The sequence below is a fragment of the Chryseobacterium sp. genome, assembly GCF_008831505.1.
In the GTDB taxonomy this organism is placed as follows: domain Bacteria; phylum Bacteroidota; class Bacteroidia; order Flavobacteriales; family Weeksellaceae; genus Marnyiella.
In genome coordinates this window covers 1,226,025-1,243,611 of record NZ_CP044507.1, presented here as the reverse complement: position 1 = coordinate 1,243,611, position 17,587 = coordinate 1,226,025, and the positions used below count along the sequence as shown (strand labels likewise).

General features: G+C 40.9%; 13 protein-coding genes and 1 tRNA gene. 6 read left to right on the top strand and 8 right to left on the bottom strand.

Translation table 11 applies throughout. The features are described from left to right. Positions 1–135: 135 nt before the first annotated feature. The gene (locus F7R58_RS05845; protein WP_158064003.1) at positions 136–1,494 is read left to right on the top strand and encodes a PQQ-dependent sugar dehydrogenase; all 1,359 of its coding nucleotides are present in this window, start codon (positions 136–138) and stop codon (positions 1,492–1,494) included. Between the two features lie 203 nt (positions 1,495–1,697). Here F7R58_RS05845 and F7R58_RS05840 read toward each other — a convergent pair whose 3' ends face one another. The 4 genes from F7R58_RS05840 to F7R58_RS05825 form a co-directional block, all read right to left on the bottom strand. After that, positions 1,698–2,570, bottom strand: a complete 873-nt coding sequence (locus tag F7R58_RS05840; RefSeq protein WP_158064002.1) for a tetratricopeptide repeat protein — start codon at positions 2,568–2,570, stop codon at positions 1,698–1,700. Positions 2,571–2,690: 120 nt separating this feature from the next. After that, entirely contained in the window at positions 2,691–4,070 is a 1,380-nt protein-coding gene (gene hemN / locus F7R58_RS05835) for an oxygen-independent coproporphyrinogen III oxidase (RefSeq protein ID WP_158064001.1), read from the bottom strand. Positions 4,071–4,176: 106 nt separating this feature from the next. After that, complete coding sequence (locus tag F7R58_RS05830) at positions 4,177–5,205, bottom strand: WD40/YVTN/BNR-like repeat-containing protein (RefSeq protein ID WP_158064000.1); 1,029 nt, start codon at positions 5,203–5,205, stop codon at positions 4,177–4,179. Positions 5,206–5,247: 42 nt separating this feature from the next. Further along, positions 5,248–6,726, bottom strand: coding sequence for an amino acid permease (locus tag F7R58_RS05825; protein WP_158063999.1), 1,479 nt, complete (start codon positions 6,724–6,726; stop codon positions 5,248–5,250). Positions 6,727–6,909: 183 nt separating this feature from the next. On the opposite strand from F7R58_RS05825, the gene pnuC reads away from it, so the two are divergent. The 5 genes from pnuC to F7R58_RS05800 all read left to right on the top strand — a co-directional run bounded on the left by pnuC (position 6,910) and on the right by F7R58_RS05800 (position 12,852). Beyond that, on the top strand, positions 6,910–7,596 hold the full coding sequence (gene pnuC / locus F7R58_RS05820) for a nicotinamide riboside transporter PnuC (RefSeq protein WP_158063998.1): 687 nt from the start codon (positions 6,910–6,912) through the stop codon (positions 7,594–7,596). A 59-nt stretch (positions 7,597–7,655) separates the two neighbouring features. Further along, the gene (gene dapF, locus F7R58_RS05815) at positions 7,656–8,432 is read left to right on the top strand and encodes a diaminopimelate epimerase (protein WP_187695271.1); all 777 of its coding nucleotides are present in this window, start codon (positions 7,656–7,658) and stop codon (positions 8,430–8,432) included. 44 nt (positions 8,433–8,476) lie between these two features. Then, entirely contained in the window at positions 8,477–8,857 is a 381-nt protein-coding gene (locus tag F7R58_RS05810; RefSeq protein WP_158063997.1) for a hypothetical protein, read from the top strand. Between the two features lie 280 nt (positions 8,858–9,137). Then, a complete protein-coding gene (gene mltG / locus F7R58_RS05805; RefSeq protein WP_158063996.1) occupies positions 9,138–10,163 on the top strand; it encodes an endolytic transglycosylase MltG in 1,026 nt (341 codons plus the stop codon). 166 nt (positions 10,164–10,329) lie between these two features. Then, complete coding sequence (locus F7R58_RS05800; protein WP_158063995.1) at positions 10,330–12,852, top strand: TonB-dependent receptor domain-containing protein; 2,523 nt, start codon at positions 10,330–10,332, stop codon at positions 12,850–12,852. Between the two features lie 497 nt (positions 12,853–13,349). Here the strand turns inward: F7R58_RS05800 and F7R58_RS05795 are convergent, their stop codons facing one another. The 4 genes from F7R58_RS05795 to F7R58_RS05780 all read right to left on the bottom strand — a co-directional run bounded on the left by F7R58_RS05795 (position 13,350) and on the right by F7R58_RS05780 (position 17,493). Beyond that, entirely contained in the window at positions 13,350–13,697 is a 348-nt protein-coding gene (locus F7R58_RS05795; protein ID WP_158063994.1) for a hypothetical protein, read from the bottom strand. Between the two features lie 278 nt (positions 13,698–13,975). Further along, entirely contained in the window at positions 13,976–14,845 is an 870-nt protein-coding gene (locus F7R58_RS05790) for a GLPGLI family protein (protein ID WP_158063993.1), read from the bottom strand. Between the two features lie 185 nt (positions 14,846–15,030). Further along, positions 15,031–15,630 (bottom strand): hypothetical protein, encoded by a 600-nt coding sequence (locus tag F7R58_RS05785; protein WP_158063992.1) that lies wholly within the window; start codon positions 15,628–15,630, stop codon positions 15,031–15,033. Between the two features lie 1,791 nt (positions 15,631–17,421). Continuing rightward, positions 17,422–17,493, bottom strand: a tRNA-Arg gene (locus F7R58_RS05780). Positions 17,494–17,587: the final 94 nt, after the last annotated feature.

Below are 17,587 nucleotides of genomic sequence, written 5' to 3'. Positions count from 1 at the left end.
TTTCAACTTCCTTAATTTAGGGATTTTTGAAGGACTTTCAAAAAAATGTGCATTATATTAATTTTCAGTATCCTGATGTAAAACAGAAAGGTTTATATCAACATACCTTCATAAATAATTATAAATGACCTTGTTATGAAACATTTATACACGTTGGTGATTTGTGTCGGCGCCATGCATATCCAGGCTCAAACTGTGCTGCTACAGGAATTCAGTACCGGCTTCTCGTCGCCGGTGGAGATCGTGCATGCAAATGATGCACGTCTGTTTGTGGTACAGCAAACAGGCCAGATTAAAATTGTGCAGCCTTCCGGAACAGTGAATCCAGTTAATTTTCTGGATATCAGCACCAAGATCAATTATGGTGGAGAAAGAGGACTTCTGGGGCTGGCCTTTCACCCTCAATATGCGGCAAACGGTTATTTTTTCGTGTACTACAACGACTTGTCCGGTAATATAACGGTAGCCCGTTACAGTGTAAGCTCAGGAAATGCTGATACTGCAAATCCGGCATCGGAAAATATTATACTGAACATTCCCAAGCCATTCTCCAATCATAACGGTGGCAGCATGCACTTCGGCGCAGACGGATATCTCTATATCTCTACAGGTGACGGCGGCAGCGGTGGAGACCCCAACAATAACGGACAGAACAAAAATGCTTTACTGGCCAAACTTTTAAGAATTGACATCAATGGTGCTGCGCCATATAATATTCCGCCCGGTAATCCTTTCGTCGGCACAGACGGCGCCGATGAAGTTTGGGCTTACGGCCTGCGAAATGCCTGGAAATTCTCGTTCGATCATACTGCCGGAAATATTCTGATTGCGGATGTAGGACAGAACCAGATTGAAGAAATTAACAGAATGCCTGCATCACAGGGCGGACTGAACTACGGATGGCGGTGTTACGAGGGTAACACTGTTTATAACTCAACGGGTTGTGCGGCCGCAAATACTATGACGTATCCGGTTGCGGTTTATAACCACTCCGGGGGTAAATGCTCAATTACGGGCGGCTATGTTTACCGCGGTTCTCTCTATCCGGCATTTAGCGGAAAGTATTTCTTTGCAGACTATTGCTCGGCTCAGATTGGAATGATGAGTCCGGACAATACAATCACATGGACAACGGCTTTCAGCGGAAACAACTTTTCTACCTTCGGTCAGGATGCTCAGAAAGAACTTTATGTGGCGTCCATCAATAACGGAAAAATTTATAAAGTTACGACTACCACCCTCGGCACTCAGGAAAACGTGGCTGGTGGAGTTAAAATATATCCGAATCCGGCCTCAGGAATAATATCCGTACAAGGTGTAACCGGGACAGATCGGACAGCAGATTTTACGAATGCTGAAGGCCGAATGGTGCATAGAACGAAACTTAACGAGGGCGGCAGTGTTGATATTTCGCGTTTGGTTCCGGGAATCTACTTTGTAAATATTTACGCGGATAATGTGAAGGTGTTTACGGAAAAGTTGATGGTGAAATAAGAAATTATTGTATTATAATTGCTCGGGCTCTGTTGTTATCTTTCGCGGGCGCCTTCTCCATGATTTTGATGTTGTTATCCTTAATCTCCACCAAACCGTCGTCCTGCATTTAGGTCTGTGCGTCAAGCGCAGTCGGTAGCTTCCGAAACGCAGTCTGCTAGTCGACACATTAAGCGCATGATAAGAATCACCTGTAAGATTGATTAAAAATGGTTAATGTTCACGTCATTTTCTTTAGCAATCCTATAAAAATCTTTCTCCTTCTCCCCTTTCTTCATTTCATTAAAAATAATTTGTATCATTTGTTGTGAATCTTTTGTGTACTGTGAACCCTCTTTTACGTAAATTTTATGTGCTTTAATAATATTAGTTAGTGCATTTTCGTAATCTTCTAAGAACGCAAAACTTCTCCCTAAACCATAGTATCCTTCAGCATAATTTGGATGAAATTTTATCAACTTTTTAAAATACTCACCTGAGGTTTTGTAGTCGTGTTTTAGACTATACACTACTGCAATATTCATTAACGCAAAATCTCCTTCCGGAAAAATGTCTAAGGATTTTTGATAAAATTGAATAGCCTCTTCATATTGATCGATTTTCCTATATGACATTGCAATATCATCTAAAGCTAAGACGAAATTAGGATCATTTTTTAACGCTAATTGAAAAGCTTCAATTGCTAATTTATAATTTTCTGCATCCATAAAATCTTTCCCAATTTTATAGGAATTTGTTGCATTTAAATTTTCGGAATACCGATAATACAGTTTGGTCTTTTCTTCAAGTAGAGCATTTTGATCAATACTGCAAATTAATTTTACAATTGAGTCAACTTCAGATAAAGTATTCTTCATCCCATCAACAGTCGAAATTTTCTTAAAATTCTCTTTACGATCAGTTTCTATTAAAGATTCTGTCAATGATTTGGAGATACATTCTATGTAATTCTCATCATTTAAGGTCCTTATTTCTTTGACACATTCGCAAGCTTTTTCCGCCGCTTTTTGCTCTAAAGTCTGACCATAGAAATTAAAACTTACAAATACAATGATAAGTGGTATTGCTTTTTTCATAGAGTTATTTACGTTTTTACTGAAAGTTGAACATTTCAAATTTACTTTATTAAATATCAATTTCAATAAAAAAAGCAACTTTTACAAGTCGCTTTTTCATTTCTATATTGGATTCCCAAATTAAATCGTCATCGAAAAAATGCGCGTTTCGGGTTTTTTCCTCATCATTCTCAGGTCAAAGGTCATCGCTACATTTCTCGTGAATGCGCGGCCCTTTTCCGTGATCTTAATCGCGTTTTCAGAGATTTCCACCAGACCGTCGTCCTGCATTTCCTGAAGTGCTTCCAGGGCATTTGGCAGTTCCGGGAACGTATTCTGCCAGTCCCAGGAAGTTTCCAGCCGGCACATGATGTTCAGGATATGCTGGCGGATGTTAAGGTCTTCCTCATTCAGTATATGTCCGCGGAATACCGGTATTATACCTTCGTCCACACGTTTCTGATAATCCTCCACAGTCTTTTCATTTTGGGCAAAGGCATACCACGAATCGGAGATGGCACTCATACCTAGGCCTATCATCAGTTGGGTCTTACCGGAAGAATAACCCATGAAATTCCGGTGGATGTTGCCTGAAACCATGGATTGATAAAGATCGTCATGCGGAAGCGCGAAGTGATCCATGCCGATTTCAATATATCCCAGTTCTTCAAGTAATTTTTTGCCGTTTTCATACAGTTTGCGCTTTTCCTCGCCGCTTGGCAGATCGTTTTCATCAAAACCTCTCTGACCCACACCTTTAATCCACGGCACATGGGCATAGGAATAGAAGGCCAGACGGTCAGGCTTCAGTTCCAGGGTACGGCGGATGGTAAATTCCATCTTTTCCCAGGTGTGGAAAGGCAGCCCGAATACCAGGTCATGGGAAATACTGGTATACCCAATCTCACGTGCCCAGTTGGTCACGCGCTCTACATTTTCAAAGGGTTGGATTCGGTTGATGGCTTTCTGAACCTGTGGGTCATAATCCTGTACACCAAAACTGCAGCGGCGGAAACCAAGGTCATAAAGCGTCTGAAGATGTTCGCGCGAGGTATTGTTTGGATGACCCTCAAAGGAGAATTCTGGATGCTCAGCAATTTCTGCCTTGGCGAATATGCCTTCCAGAAGGGTTCTCAGATTTTCCGGCGAAAAGAAAGTAGGCGTACCGCCGCCCAGGTGGAGTTCCTTTATTTTGGGTTTGGAATTCGGCGTCAACTGATCCGATGCAAGCAGGTCCAGATAAAGGTCCCATTCCTTCAGCACGCTTTCCAGGTAAGGAGTTTCTACCGAGTGCTGTTTGGTGATTCTTTTATGACAGGCACAGAAAGTGCAGAGTTGTTCACAGAACGGCAAATGAATATAAATCGAAATCCCTTCGGCCTCATTGGATTCATTGAAGGAGCGGATCACTGAATTCTGCCAAAGTTCAGGCGTGAAACTCTCCTCGTCCCAAAACGGAACAGTAGGATAAGAAGTGTAACGGGGACCCGGAATATTATATTTATCGATGAGTGAATTCATTGGAATAAGTTTGATGAAAAGTTCAGCCAAATGGCCAATCGTTTTGAAGTGCAAAAATACGAAATAACTTACGGCGGAAAAATTAACGGTAATGAGATTTGGCAGGCTACAGTTTCAGAGTCATTCGCAATATCCTGTTTTTGCCGGCCAGAACAATCGTGTTGCGGTTAATCCACCCGCAAACATATAGACCCTTTTCATTGGATATGGTGGTCCATGTCTTACCAAAGTCTCTGGATAGTTCCACGTTTTGGTCGCCTGCAGCAATGATATCCTTACCCTTAGAACCCGGGCGAATCCGGACGCAGGTTTTGTAACCGCCATTCTTTCCGGAAGCCTGGACTGTCCACGTTTGGCCACCGTCCTGCGTAGTCGCAATATTATTAAAGTTTTCGCTTTGTTTGGTATAGTCACCGCCCACGGCAATTCCGAATTTGTCATCATAAAAATCAATCGCATAAATGCCCTGTGACGAACTTCCCTGCACAAACGGAGTATTATAAACAGACCATTTCTCTGTTCTGAAATCAAGTCTGAATATCCGTGAACTTGCACCGCCCGTCGCAATCCAGAGATAGTTCCTCGATGAGGCCATATTGGAATTACTGGCTGCAAAAGCCGCTTCACCCTTATTCATATTAACCTTGTCCTTACGATCAATGATATACCATTTGCCATTTCCTTGTCTGTTAAAGACCGCGAGTTTTAGGTTGAGATCCGTATCGGGATCACTAAAGGCATATCCCAGATCATCGTTTACAAAATGCAGCGCATCGTAAAAAGCGGTTTTGGCAGTGTCCCGAAAGACAACCTGTTTTGCCAGTGTCCTTTTATTTATCTTGAACATTAAAGCTGGACTCTCAATATTAATGGCATAAAAGTCCGTTTTGTTCTGTCCCAGCGTGCGGAACTGCAGTTTGTCATCGGCCAGAACGATTTGCTTTTTGTCCTTACTGTCTGCAAGACTTACATAGCCAAATTTTGAATCCGTTCCCGTATACCAAACCTTGCGGTCCCAGATTTCCAGGGCACGTATTGATATATTGTCTTCAAGCAGGATATCCGTTTTTACCTGCTGTCCGCTTACGCAAGAGCCGGTAATTATGAAAAGGCTTAAAATTATTTTCTTTAGCATCTGATAAAATTAAAAAATCCCACCATATGGTGGGACAATATATTAATCCGGGTTGTTAATTTTGGAATGTTTCCGTCCGTATAGGAAGTAAATCAGGAAGCCTAGTCCCAGCCAAATGGCCAAACGCTCCCAGCTTTCAATTGGCAGTCCTACCATCAGGGTCACACAGATGAGTACACCCAGGATCGGGACTAAGGGTACCAACGGTACACGGAATCCGCGCACAGCATGAGGATTTGTCTTACGCATCACGATAACGCCGATACAAACAAGTGAAAACGCAAACAGGGTCCCGATACTCACCATATGTCCCAGGTCGGATACCGGCACAAACCCGGCAAACAGACTAACAAAAATCATAAAGATAATATTTGTTTTCCAGGGTGTTTTACTCTTTGTATGAAGGTCCGAAAAGAATTTAGGCAGAAGTCCGTCCACACTCATACTGTAGAAAACGCGGCTCTGCCCCATCAGCATAACCAGCATCACTGAGGTATAACCTGCGATAATAGCTATGGTAAGTGCAGAATTGATAAATGTATATCCGGTACGCGCAAATGCTGTGGTTACCGGACTTGCGTCGCCCCTGAAATTCACATAGTTCTCCAGGCCGGTAAGTACGTAGGAAAACAGTACATAGAGAAGCGTACAAACGACCAATGAACCAATAATTCCTATAGGCATTCCTTTCTGTGGGTTTTTGGCTTCCTGAGCTGCTGTACTTACCGCATCAAAGCCAATAAAGGCGAAGAAAACCACACCGGCACCTCTCAGGATACCACTCCAGCCATATTGCCCGAAATAATCACTCTGGAAAAAGTCGAAAAACCCCATGGAGCCCTGTCTGACCATCTGTTCACCTTCATTAACCGGGATGAAAGGCTGGTGGTTTTCCGGATTGATAAAGCCCCAGCCCAGAAAAATAAATACAAGGACAACTGTAACCTTCAGGATAACAAGTATATTGTTGATTAATGCTGATTCTTTAGTACCTTTTATAAGCAGAACAGAAAGCAGGCAAACAATCAAAATAGCCGGAAGATTCAGGATTCCCGGCGTTTCATCCCATGGTCCGTGCAGTAATTCAACAGGAATTTCAATGCCCACACCCAACAGGAACTTGGCTACATATTGTGACCAGGAGGCAGCTACGGTAGCAGCACCCAGCGCATACTCCAAAACAAGGTCCCACCCTATGATCCAGGCGATAAATTCGCCCATTGTCGCATATGAGTAGGTATAGGCACTACCGGCCACCGGAATCATAGAGGCAAATTCTGCGTAGCATAAACCCGCAAAAGCGCAGCCCAGGGCCGCCAGGATAAATGAGTAAACTACGGCCGGGCCGGCATTATCGGCAGCAGCAATGCCGGTGAGAGAAAAAAGGCCGGCACCAATAATGGCCCCGATTCCTAACGCCACCAGAGATGTGGCACTTAAGGTTCTTCGAAGTCCTTTTTCCGAATCTTCCGCTGTTCGGAGCAGCTGACTAAGGGATTTTGTTTTCCAGAGGTTTGACATTAGCAAATTTTTAAGAATTTACGAAAGTATAAAAAATTTGCAGTAATTAACATTTTTATGCCTGTTTTAATACCCCTTTCTATTATAAAAAACAGCATTTCCAATCTAACCTCTACCAAAATACCAATCTTTCTCTTTAATGCCTGCTGTTGCTTTATGCCATTATTTTTATCTTTGGCCTGCATGAATTTCCATGATCTTTTCCTAAAACCCTATGAGAGTTACGAAACCGGCCAGATCGTGCTGGAAGCTTCGGCAGCTTTTTTTGGACTCCTGAGCGTTCTGTTTTCAGTAAAAAAAAATATCTGGGTTTACCCCACGGGCATCATATCTACCGTCCTGTACGTCTACATCCTTTTTCAGTTTGGTCTATGGGGTGATATGCTTATCAATGTATATTACAGCATCATGAGTGTCTACGGCTGGATTCTTTGGGCCAAAAGTTCCGAAGACCATATTCATGTAAACGTTTCCTGGACCACGAAAAATGAATGGTTATTTTCTGCGGTCCTTTTTGCTGTCAGTTTTTTTCTCATCATTTTAGTATATTACTATAAACCCTTGCTGGATCAGGTTTCCGAAAATCCGGAGGCAGGACTTCATCACCTGGACTGGGCCAACTGGCTCGACATACTTACGACCGCGATTTTCCTGGTAGGCATGTGGCTTATGGCGAAACGTAAAATCGAAAACTGGATTTTCTGGATCATTGGCGACCTGATCTGCGTTCCGATGATGCTTTATAAAGGCCTCGGAATTACCTCCATTCAATATTTGGTGTTTACAATAATGGCTTATGTGGGCTATCTGGAATGGAAAAAGGGAATGCCGTTACCCAAAAACCAGCCCCAAAAATCACCGCAACTATAATAGGTAAGCGAATTTTTACTCTAATTCAGTAACTTGCACAGGCGCAAATCCACATCAATATGCAGAATATACTTCAGTTTTATAAATACCAGGGCACCGGTAACGATTTTGTGATGATCGACAACCGGGACCAGGAATTCCCGAAGAATAAAGATCTGATAAAATACCTGTGTGACCGCAGATTCGGAATTGGCGGCGACGGACTGATCCTTCTTGAAAATGATGCACAGGCCGATTTTAAAATGGTGTATTATAATTCCGACGGGAATGAAAGTACAATGTGCGGAAACGGCGGCCGCTGTCTGGTAGCCTTTGCCCACTTCCTGGATCTTTTTGAAGAGAAGGCAACATTTACTGCTGTGGATGGTCTTCACGAAGCTTCTTATAGCAAGGGAAATGTGAAACTGAAAATGATTGATGTGGCAGATATCAGTTATGATGGAGAGAATACCGTCCTCAATACAGGTTCTCCGCATTTTGTAATGTTTGTGGATGCGGTGAAGGATTTCCCGGTGTATACAAAAGGAAATGAGATCCGTAATAATGACACCTACTGCTCCATAGGTATTAACGTTAATTTTGTAGAAAAACTTTCAGACCATTCCCTGTTTGTGCGTACGTATGAACGCGGTGTGGAAGACGAAACTTTCAGCTGCGGTACGGGCGCTACTGCCTCAGCCCTGGTTTTTATGAAGGATACAGGTCTTACTGCGGTTGATGTGAAAGTCCTAGGCGGAAACCTGAAAATTCATGCCCGGCAAAGCGGCAGCACCTTCTCCGATATCTGGCTGGAAGGACCGGCAGTTCAGGTTTTCAGCGGCAAGATTTCAATTTAGTGGCCGCGAATGGCCGGTTTAATCGTACAGCACATTACCAAATAATGGATCCATCGCCCCTTTTTAATAAGATGCAAATTTTAGAAGCGCTGCGAGATCAAATTCACTCAGTTGTTCAGCGTAATCCGGCAACAGTGGAAAAATGGGCCTCGGGCCTGGGTCTTCAATTTCAATCTGGAAATGAACCCGATGTTAGTGTCTGCTTCGCCCAAAGTCCTGAGATCCGCGACGAGTACCGCACCTTTTTCACCGTCAGAGATCTTATTCACTATTTCAGCGCGATCTTATATTTTGAATTGTCAGATAATTGCCCGGTGGACATACAAGATATTAAATTGGAGCACATCCCGCCACCTCTTTCTGCTGACGAATTTTGGACTGTAGTTCGGAAAGGTCGGGAACTGCGTCATTCAGGTTCGCAGTAAATCCCCTTCACCTGCGCCCCAGCCACATCCTGCCGTTAATTAAAACGCAGATTCCAAGTCGTGGCACAAATATCTTCACAGCGGCACAAATTTCGCTTACCGGTCTCAAAATGAAATTAAAAGGCCAGAAGCATGATTCAGAACTTCCAATTCCTCAGAAGTTGACCACTGATTACATTAATAGATGCAATCAAAGTGGAAAAAGCCCTTAACTAACAAAAAATACCGCATTTTTGCACTCGCAAATTCAGCTTGGTCAAACTCAGCTTAAATATTAATAATGAAAAAGACAGCAGCACTCTTTATCCTGGCCGTGGTTATTATAGCAGGCTTTTTTGGTATCCGTTTTTATAAGAAATATTTTGGTGATAATGTAGCCAAAGAAGGCTATTTTCATATTCCTACCGGCGCCAACTTTAACCAGATCCTGGACTCAATATCACCTTACCTGCACAACAGAGAGGCTTTTGTTGATGTTGCCAAAGACAAAAGTATGGACCGCTTCTTCCACGCCGGGCGGTACCGGGTAAAGGATGGCAGCAGCAACACTGATCTTGTAAATATGATCAAAGCCGGAAACCAGACAGAAAACACCTTTCGTATCGGTGATTTCGGTGATGTGTATCAGATGGTGGGCCGTGTTACGCGCAAAACAGAGACCGACTCGCTTCAGTTCGTTTCCGAACTGAACAAAATAGCCGTGCAGAAAGGGCACAGAAATGCCGAAGACCTTAAAAAATATTTCTTCATAGACACCTACCAGTTCTTCTGGACCGTTACCCCAAAGGAATTTTTCAAAAAATTTGATGACCAGTACCAGGACTTCTGGACTGCTGAACGCATTCAGAAAGAAAAAGAAAGCGGACTGACGCGCGACCAGATTTATGCTCTGGCCTCCATTGTGTACAAAGAATCCGGTGGCAAACCCGACGAGCAGAAAACCATTGCCGGCCTTTACCTGAACCGCTACCGTAAAGGTATGAAACTGCAGAGTGACCCCACGGTAATTTATGCAATTAACAAAGAGACAAATTTTACTACGCCTATTCGGCGGGTTCTTTATAAGCACCTGAGGCATCCCTCTCCATATAACACCTACGCAAATGCAGGTATTCCACCCGGGCCGATCTGCATCACTGATAAAAATTCAGTGGATGCCGTTCTTAATGCAGAAAAAAACAATTACATCTTTATGGCAGCCGATCCTGACCGTTTTGGCTATCACCGCTTTACGGCCAGCGATGCTGAACATGCCAAAAATGCACGCGACTATCAGACCTGGCTTAATTCACGCGAGATAAAATAGCTTTAACACAAATTAACAGCTCGCAGCTTTAACAAAACAGCTGGTTAAGCGTCTTATTAGTCAAGTGAATTTTCAAATCTTCACTGAACTACAATATTTTTTTGGAATATTATAAAACAAATGGGCACTAAAATTGGAATTTTGCCCCTGCTAATTATTTTACAAAATGGTAAAAACAGAAATTAATCAGATTCTAACCAGAAAAGTCCTCGGACTTACCTTCGTACTCTCGGCTGCCGCTTTTGCGTTTGCCCAGGAAAAAATAACAGTATCTTCTACGGTGGTGGATAAGCAAAATAACCCCGTGCCCTATGCCTCGGTAACATTTACCAATAAAGCCAATCCCGCTTTCAGTGATGCCGCTTTGGCAGATGACAAGGGTTTTTATACGCTGCAGCTGGTACCGGGAAATTATGACATTACTGTTGATGCCATTAATTTTAAAAAGACCACAGAGGCCAGACAGATCACTACCGGAGGAAACATGCCCGGCATTTCCATTGAACAGGAAGAAACCGGATCTGTTACCGCGCCTACTCAGGAAATTGAAGGGGTAACCCTCACGGTACAGGCCACACGGCCCTACCGTGTTGAACTTGATAAGAAAGTATATGATCCCAGCACGGATATCATTTCGAAAGGCGGTAACCTTCAGGATGTGCTTACCAACGTACCTTCTGTTTCTGTAGAAACCGACGGTACTGTATCCATGCGCGGTAATTCCAATGTACGTTTCCTTATCAACGGTAAACCTTCTGCACTTCTTGGTATCGACAGTGGTGCTAATGCACTGCAGTCCATACCCGCTGACCAGATTGAGCGCATTGAAGTCATCACCAACCCTTCATCTAAATTTGAAGCCAGCGGTACCGCCGGTATCCTGAACATCATCCTGAAAAAGACCAAAGGAATGGGCTTCAACGGCAGCGTGACCGGAAGTTTAGGGTGGTTGCCCAGCACTAACCTTAACACCAATCTAAGCTGGAAAAAAGGCAGCTGGACCTGGTTCCTGAACGGTGGTGGCGGCTACCGTGAAAGTGAGGGCCGCAATGAGAGTGATACGCGTTTCTTTGATGCTGTTACCGGTGCAACTACTTCTTATTTTGAGCAGAATTCACTCAACAAAAGCGAGAACGACAATTACAACGCTACCGCAGGATTCTCTGTAGACCTCACCGACCGGACCTCTTTTAATTTGTCTGCCATGGGTAGGGCTTACAAAAGCTTCAGCGATAACAATGTAGACAATATCAGCTACAATGCTGCACGAATGGTTGATGGTTTCACACAGACCAATGCATTGGGGAACAGCAGAAACTTTACCATTCAGGGAGATGCAGGTCTGGATCATAAATTTAATGATAACGGTCACAATATTTACCTGAGCGTAAGTGTTCAGCAGAGCGACAACAGGTCCAATGAGGACTCTAAAGAGCTGGACAACACCGTCTTCCGTTACGGTTCTTTGGGGAACAACCATACCATCAATAAAACGGTAATCGGTAAGTTGGATTATGAACTTCCTGTCGGTGAAATGTCAAAAATTGAAGCAGGCTACCGATTCGACAGCAATAATAACGACTATGATTTCCTGAACAGTGAAACCAATGCAGCCCTGGCTTATGAAACAGTTGATGCATACAGCGGAAACACGGTCTACAGTGAAAAAATTAACGCGGCCTATGCACAGTTCAAGAGCAAGATTGATAAGTTTGGTTACCAGTTGGGTCTGCGGGCGGAACATTCAGATATTGGCATCGACTACCGAAGCCTGAGTGGAAACGTATCCAGCAAGGATAAAAATTATATCGGCTTTTTCCCGAGTGCCTTCCTGAGCTACGACCTGGGCAGCACCAACAACCAGCTTTTGCTTAACTATTCCAGAAGGATCAACAGACCCCGCTCCTGGTTCCTCATTCCCTACCCGACTTCCCTGGCCAACCGCCAAAACCTTTTCCGCGGTAACGAAGACCTGAATCCGGAATATATAGACTCTTTTGAACTGGGTTACGCTTTCCAAAAGCGTAAAATCACTGTCAACCCCACGCTCTATTTCCGTTCTACAAAAGATGAAACAAGATTTGTGGTGATGAGTGAAAGTCCGGGTTCCAATGTGCTTATAACAAAACCGTATAATATCGGGAATGACCACCAATACGGACTGGACCTTAACGCGACTGCCGATATCCTGCCATGGTGGAAGATCATGGCCAGCGCCGACCTGTTTGGGTATAAGTCCGAAGGGGAGTACTATGATGCCACCACGATGACTGAGCCTTTATCATTCGACGGTTCGGGTTTTTCCACAAGATTCAGGCTCACCAATACATTTAAGGTGGACAAGACCTTGAATATGCAGCTTCAGGGCTTTTACAGAGGCGGACAGGAAACCGCTTCCAGCGTTACCAAACCAATGTATGTCCTTAATTTTGGTGCCAACAAAACGGTATTGGACGGAAACGGTACCCTGGCCTTCAATATCCAGGATATCTTTGGAACCCGTGGCCGCGAATACACTAGCTTCGGCCCCGGCTTTGAAAAAGAGTCCATGATGCGCTGGAACCCGCGCTCCTTCAACCTCTCCTTCACCTACCGCTTCAAGCAGGGCGAGAAAGTGGATCAGCCAAAACGCAAAAAGGACATCAACAACAACTCCTCGGGCGACGACGACATGCAGGGCCCAATGTAACACAGATCAGGACGAAAGTCCTGATTTTTTTTTGGGTTATCTAAGATCACCAGCAAAGACTGTATTTGTCCTCCCTAAAATCTGATATGTAAGAAATTCTGTGGAAGTTTAATTTCAATATGTATATTTGAGATTCACACAAATGATGGAATGGCAACGAACAAAAATGCACAAATAAGATATAAGGCTCTGGACAAATGTTTTTCAAACTAATACAGGAATTTCTACATTAATAATTTAATCACGTACTGCTCTGCTGTTCTTTCAGAACATTATAGCGAGGAAATAACAATTTCCCGCCGTCAGATTTTGAAAAACATCGAGTTTATGCGTAGTGAGGCGTGATTTGACGCACCCATTGAAAGTTATCAGCAAGGTAAGCAGGTCTATTACTGTTATCAAACCCTGATTTTTCCATTCTTAAAATGCCACTGTCTCCGGCAGAATTTAATTCTTTTCAGAAAGTTCTTGTGAAGTATTCATCCCCAAAAACAGTTTTATTGTAGAAATTTAGATCGTAAGTCTAAAAACTCTTTTAACTTATCTGCATCCCAACATTCTAATTTATCTAGATTAAAGCTTTGCGGCCAAAATAGAAATGAACGAACACTCCACTTTTCCCATTTCAGAAAATCGTCTTTGGTAAATAAATTTCTTACACTGTAAAGTTTGTAAAAAGGAACGACTAACGACCAATAAACGAATTGAAATGTAACAACAAAAAATGCATTTGCTAAAGTTAAATTTGAATTAAGACTAAACAATTGATAATAACCGAAAACAGCTATTGGAAAGTTGATTATTAGATTACCTGCAATAACGTGCATTAATGGTATGATTTTCATATTTACTAGATATTTTAAAATTAATGTAGTAGTTGTTTATTTATAAACCATTAATTCTTTATTCCTTTTTTGTAATAAAATAAATGCCAAATTATTCACATCCATTGATGTACATTTACCTGCTTACGGATTATTTTTTTGAATTCATTTCATCCTTTCAGAATAAAATGATATATAGACTTTCTCAAAAATTTTCTCTTCGGTAATATGTTAATTTGAAATATATTATAGTTTTATACATAAAAAACTACTGCTCGTGGAAATATTTACTTTAATATTTAAAGTTCAATCAAATTTGTGCTACTTGAGTATTTATTTTTAATAATATCTCCTTGCGTTTTAATATATTCACGTAACTTTACATTAATACCTGGAACATAGGAATCCAAAACTTCTTCACTTAATTCATTAAATGCTTGCATGGGATTTTTAGTATATGTCGCAAATACATTTTCAAATTCTTGCTTTGACATAAATTTAATCTTTTGATTTGAGAAAATAGGAGTTATAAATGAATTACTTTTATTACTCTGAATTTTCTCTAGTTCCCAATTATAATTAAACTCATTGTCGTGAATCTTCACAATTAAGCCTGGCAGGCCGTGAAATTTATAAGGGCCATCCTGAATCGGTATTTGTGTAGTAAACCATGCAATCCAATTACGTCCACCATATTGAAGGTTAGCTTTCTGGCAGATATAATTTTGTTCCGTGGAGATTTCATTTGTTAATTTCCATTCAAGTTCCACTGGTTCTTGGTAAGCAATCATTAACGGATTCAATCCATTCAAAATATGATCCATATAAATTATATTCTTATTTTCTAGATTCTTGTTAATTACAAATGTAAAATTGACATCAATATCTGTATCGTAATCAAGTATTTCACCGGATTGTTCAAACTTATTCTTACTCGACGTCAAAATTGAATCAGCCTTTAGCATTTCATTGTCAAAAAATGTAGAATTTAAACCATGGACGTATAAGGTCATCAGACAACTTTTCTCAAGTGTCGAATTTTGTTGAGGTTTAAAAGTTAGAATATATTGAACTTGATACATATTTTGGGCAAACAATATTGAGGTAATCATACTAAAAATGATTAGTAAGAATTTATTACCAGAAGTAAAACATTTATTTTTTTCCATGACCTTTATTATAAAGTTTAGGCTATAATTATATACATAAGAGTAGGATGTTTTTAACAAGTTCCATGTACATGTATAACTGTTTATAGCTGACAAGAACCGTAGCGTACAATTATCATTATTATAATCAAAATCAACGAAATAGGTTAACTGGACAAAAAGATATGCACATTGTCTAAAAGAGATTATTTTTTTGGTTGGCAGGAGCACGAGCAAGCGCTTACTATAAGTGTTCCATTACATGGGCTACATGCACTGCTTGCATCGGTACATATTTTAATTGCGGCTGACGCAACTACCGCAACAACGAAAACAGCACAAGGTGGACACGCTTGACTGAAATAGACTGATGTAGAAGAATTGTCAAAATAGTTAAGCAAAAATTTTGATGTTAAATTGCGTCCTTGAATAGTTGATTTAAAGATATATTTTCCGACTAAAATATCAAATGATACAAATGAACCTGATTTATCTACGTTGAAATTAGCCATCTTATATTCTGTAGAATTGCCTCCTATGTTAGTTGTAATAATAACTTCACCCTTATCATTAGATGTAGTTTTATATGAGGCGCTTAACAGTTCAGGATTAATGTTAAATGGACTAAAGAATGAATAGCCATTATCAGTACAATTGCTTTTTTTAAACAAAAATCGACCGGTATTTATGTTCTTAACTTCGTAGTTAGCAATTCCAAAGTTTTCAACAATTGGTTCATTACCTTTAAGCATTGTAAAAGATGTAATAAAACATACCAACATTAAATAAAAATAGATTGTTTTCATGACTAAATTTTTTAATTAAACTTTATTTATTAAGAAATACTTGACTTAACTAATTTTTAGAAGAATTGTAGCTTAATTCATTTGTAGTGTTGCAAGGAAAATAATTTTCAGATTAGGGTAATTCAATGCCATAAAATTCTATGTTATTCTAGTTGATTTTTTTTATGGGCGCTCCATGCATACAGTTTTCCTACTACTATGACGTAATCGATATTCAAATGTACATACTATAATAAGATTATAAAAATTAATAAAAAACTATTTTGTACGTAATATAGCGTATAAAATACTTAATATTACATCAAATCATTTAACTTCTTTAGTGTCTATTTTACCAAGAAGAGAACTTTTGTATAATTGCAAAAGGGATTTTTAGCAGGATACCAAGTAACGTTTGCATTACTTCCCTGCTGCGCGAAGCGTCCTCACATCGTGCCGGAAAATAAAAAATTACAGGTCCATTGTTCCGGAGCCCAAAGTGTAGTGTAGACACTTCAACACGGCTGCTCATAATACCCAGACGTGATCACGGACAGCAGATAGAGTGTCAAATATGCCGTCAGAAAAACAGCAATATTCTTTTTAGGCTGGTAACTGTTTCTTTCTAAGTATCTCCATTACGAATTCTGCCCGAACAGATTGCTCCACAAATAGCAGATTTGCCCTTTTAGAGCCTTGTTGGTAAATGCTCTCAATTTAATCCATATTGAACCTCATATTCCGCTCCGTAAAATACCGTTGATTATAAATATCAGTATAGGTCCGACTAATATTGGAAAGCATAACTGCTACAGCAACTGCAAATTAAAATCTGCTATGACCTTGCAAAAAAATAGTTATCTTTAGAATTCACTTTAAAATCCTAACGAATGGGCGAAATCATCAAGGCAATTTGTTACTGTGGTTTTCAGTCAAAGAAACTTAGTTTCTGCGCAGGTATGGCCGATTTTGAGTATTCATGAACCTTCTAACCACCTAACCACCTAACCTTTTAACTTTCTAACCTTTTAACTTTAGATAACTGCTTTCCGGGCTCTGAAATCTGACGTCTGATGTCTGAAATCTCGGCTCTACCTAGCCACAGCGACACAGAGAAAGCACAGAGGGCACAGAGGTTGTGAAATATGAACCACAATTCTGGATTTGCGGACCATATTTTTTTTATCCTACTATATCCTTTTAACCTCCAAATTCTCCGCCTTCTGACCTGCTACCTACTCACCGACTTAATGCATGGGACTGCGGATGGTCAGACAGAATTGTGATGAAATATGTCACCCCTTCGGGGTTTTCTGGTGATGCATCTGTTAAATCTATAATCATGTCACCCTTTCTTGGTTAAGCTGACGCCTAAACCTACAGAAAAGTTTTTCAATACAGCAACCTTCTAACCTTCTAACCTTCTAATCTTTTAACTTATTAACCTTTTAACTTCAGGTAACTACTTTCCGGGCTCTGAAATCTGACGTCTGATGTCTGAAATATGGCCCCCCGGCTTTTGGTTGCTCAGAACAATTTGGTTCCAGCTTATAAATCTTTTTACTTTTACCTTTAACTTTATTCTTTTGCCTTGGCTCCTGGTTCTACCTAACCACGGAGACACAGAGCAGCCATACAAACCACGATGATTCTAAATTGTGAATGCAAAATTGTGGATTTCCAAACCGTGAACTTTCAGTCCTATTAATTTTCTAACGACCTTTTAACCTCCCAACCTTTTAACTTTCCACCTCTCCCCTCCAGAATTCCTGAAAATCCAAAACAAAAAACCACCCGCAATCAGGTGGTTTGTAGGCCCATGAGGAATCGAACCTCAACCTAAAGAACCGGAATCTTTAATTCTATCCATTAAACTATGGGCCCGGCTTTAATTAATGTTTGCAAAAATAATGTTTTTTATCGAAAAACCGCCTTAAATAATTAGGCGGTTTCACGAAATACATCTAGATTTTCATCG

Bases quoted from the DNA above. Each gene is read 5' to 3' on its own strand.
- F7R58_RS05845 (WP_158064003.1), top strand. From the start codon at position 136: ATGAAACATTTATACACGTTGGTGATTTGTGTCGGCGCCATGCATATC.
- F7R58_RS05840 (WP_158064002.1), bottom strand. From the start codon at position 2,570: ATGAAAAAAGCAATACCACTTATCATTGTATTTGTAAGTTTTAATTTC.
- hemN (WP_158064001.1), bottom strand. From the start codon at position 4,070: ATGAATTCACTCATCGATAAATATAATATTCCGGGTCCCCGTTACACT.
- F7R58_RS05830 (WP_158064000.1), bottom strand. From the start codon at position 5,205: ATGCTAAAGAAAATAATTTTAAGCCTTTTCATAATTACCGGCTCTTGC.
- F7R58_RS05825 (WP_158063999.1), bottom strand. From the start codon at position 6,726: ATGTCAAACCTCTGGAAAACAAAATCCCTTAGTCAGCTGCTCCGAACA.
- pnuC (WP_158063998.1), top strand. From the start codon at position 6,910: ATGAATTTCCATGATCTTTTCCTAAAACCCTATGAGAGTTACGAAACC.
- dapF (WP_187695271.1), top strand. From the start codon at position 7,656: ATGCAGAATATACTTCAGTTTTATAAATACCAGGGCACCGGTAACGAT.
- F7R58_RS05810 (WP_158063997.1), top strand. From the start codon at position 8,477: ATGGATCCATCGCCCCTTTTTAATAAGATGCAAATTTTAGAAGCGCTG.
- mltG (WP_158063996.1), top strand. From the start codon at position 9,138: ATGAAAAAGACAGCAGCACTCTTTATCCTGGCCGTGGTTATTATAGCA.
- F7R58_RS05800 (WP_158063995.1), top strand. From the start codon at position 10,330: ATGGTAAAAACAGAAATTAATCAGATTCTAACCAGAAAAGTCCTCGGA.
- F7R58_RS05795 (WP_158063994.1), bottom strand. From the start codon at position 13,697: ATGAAAATCATACCATTAATGCACGTTATTGCAGGTAATCTAATAATC.
- F7R58_RS05790 (WP_158063993.1), bottom strand. From the start codon at position 14,845: ATGGAAAAAAATAAATGTTTTACTTCTGGTAATAAATTCTTACTAATC.
- F7R58_RS05785 (WP_158063992.1), bottom strand. From the start codon at position 15,630: ATGAAAACAATCTATTTTTATTTAATGTTGGTATGTTTTATTACATCT.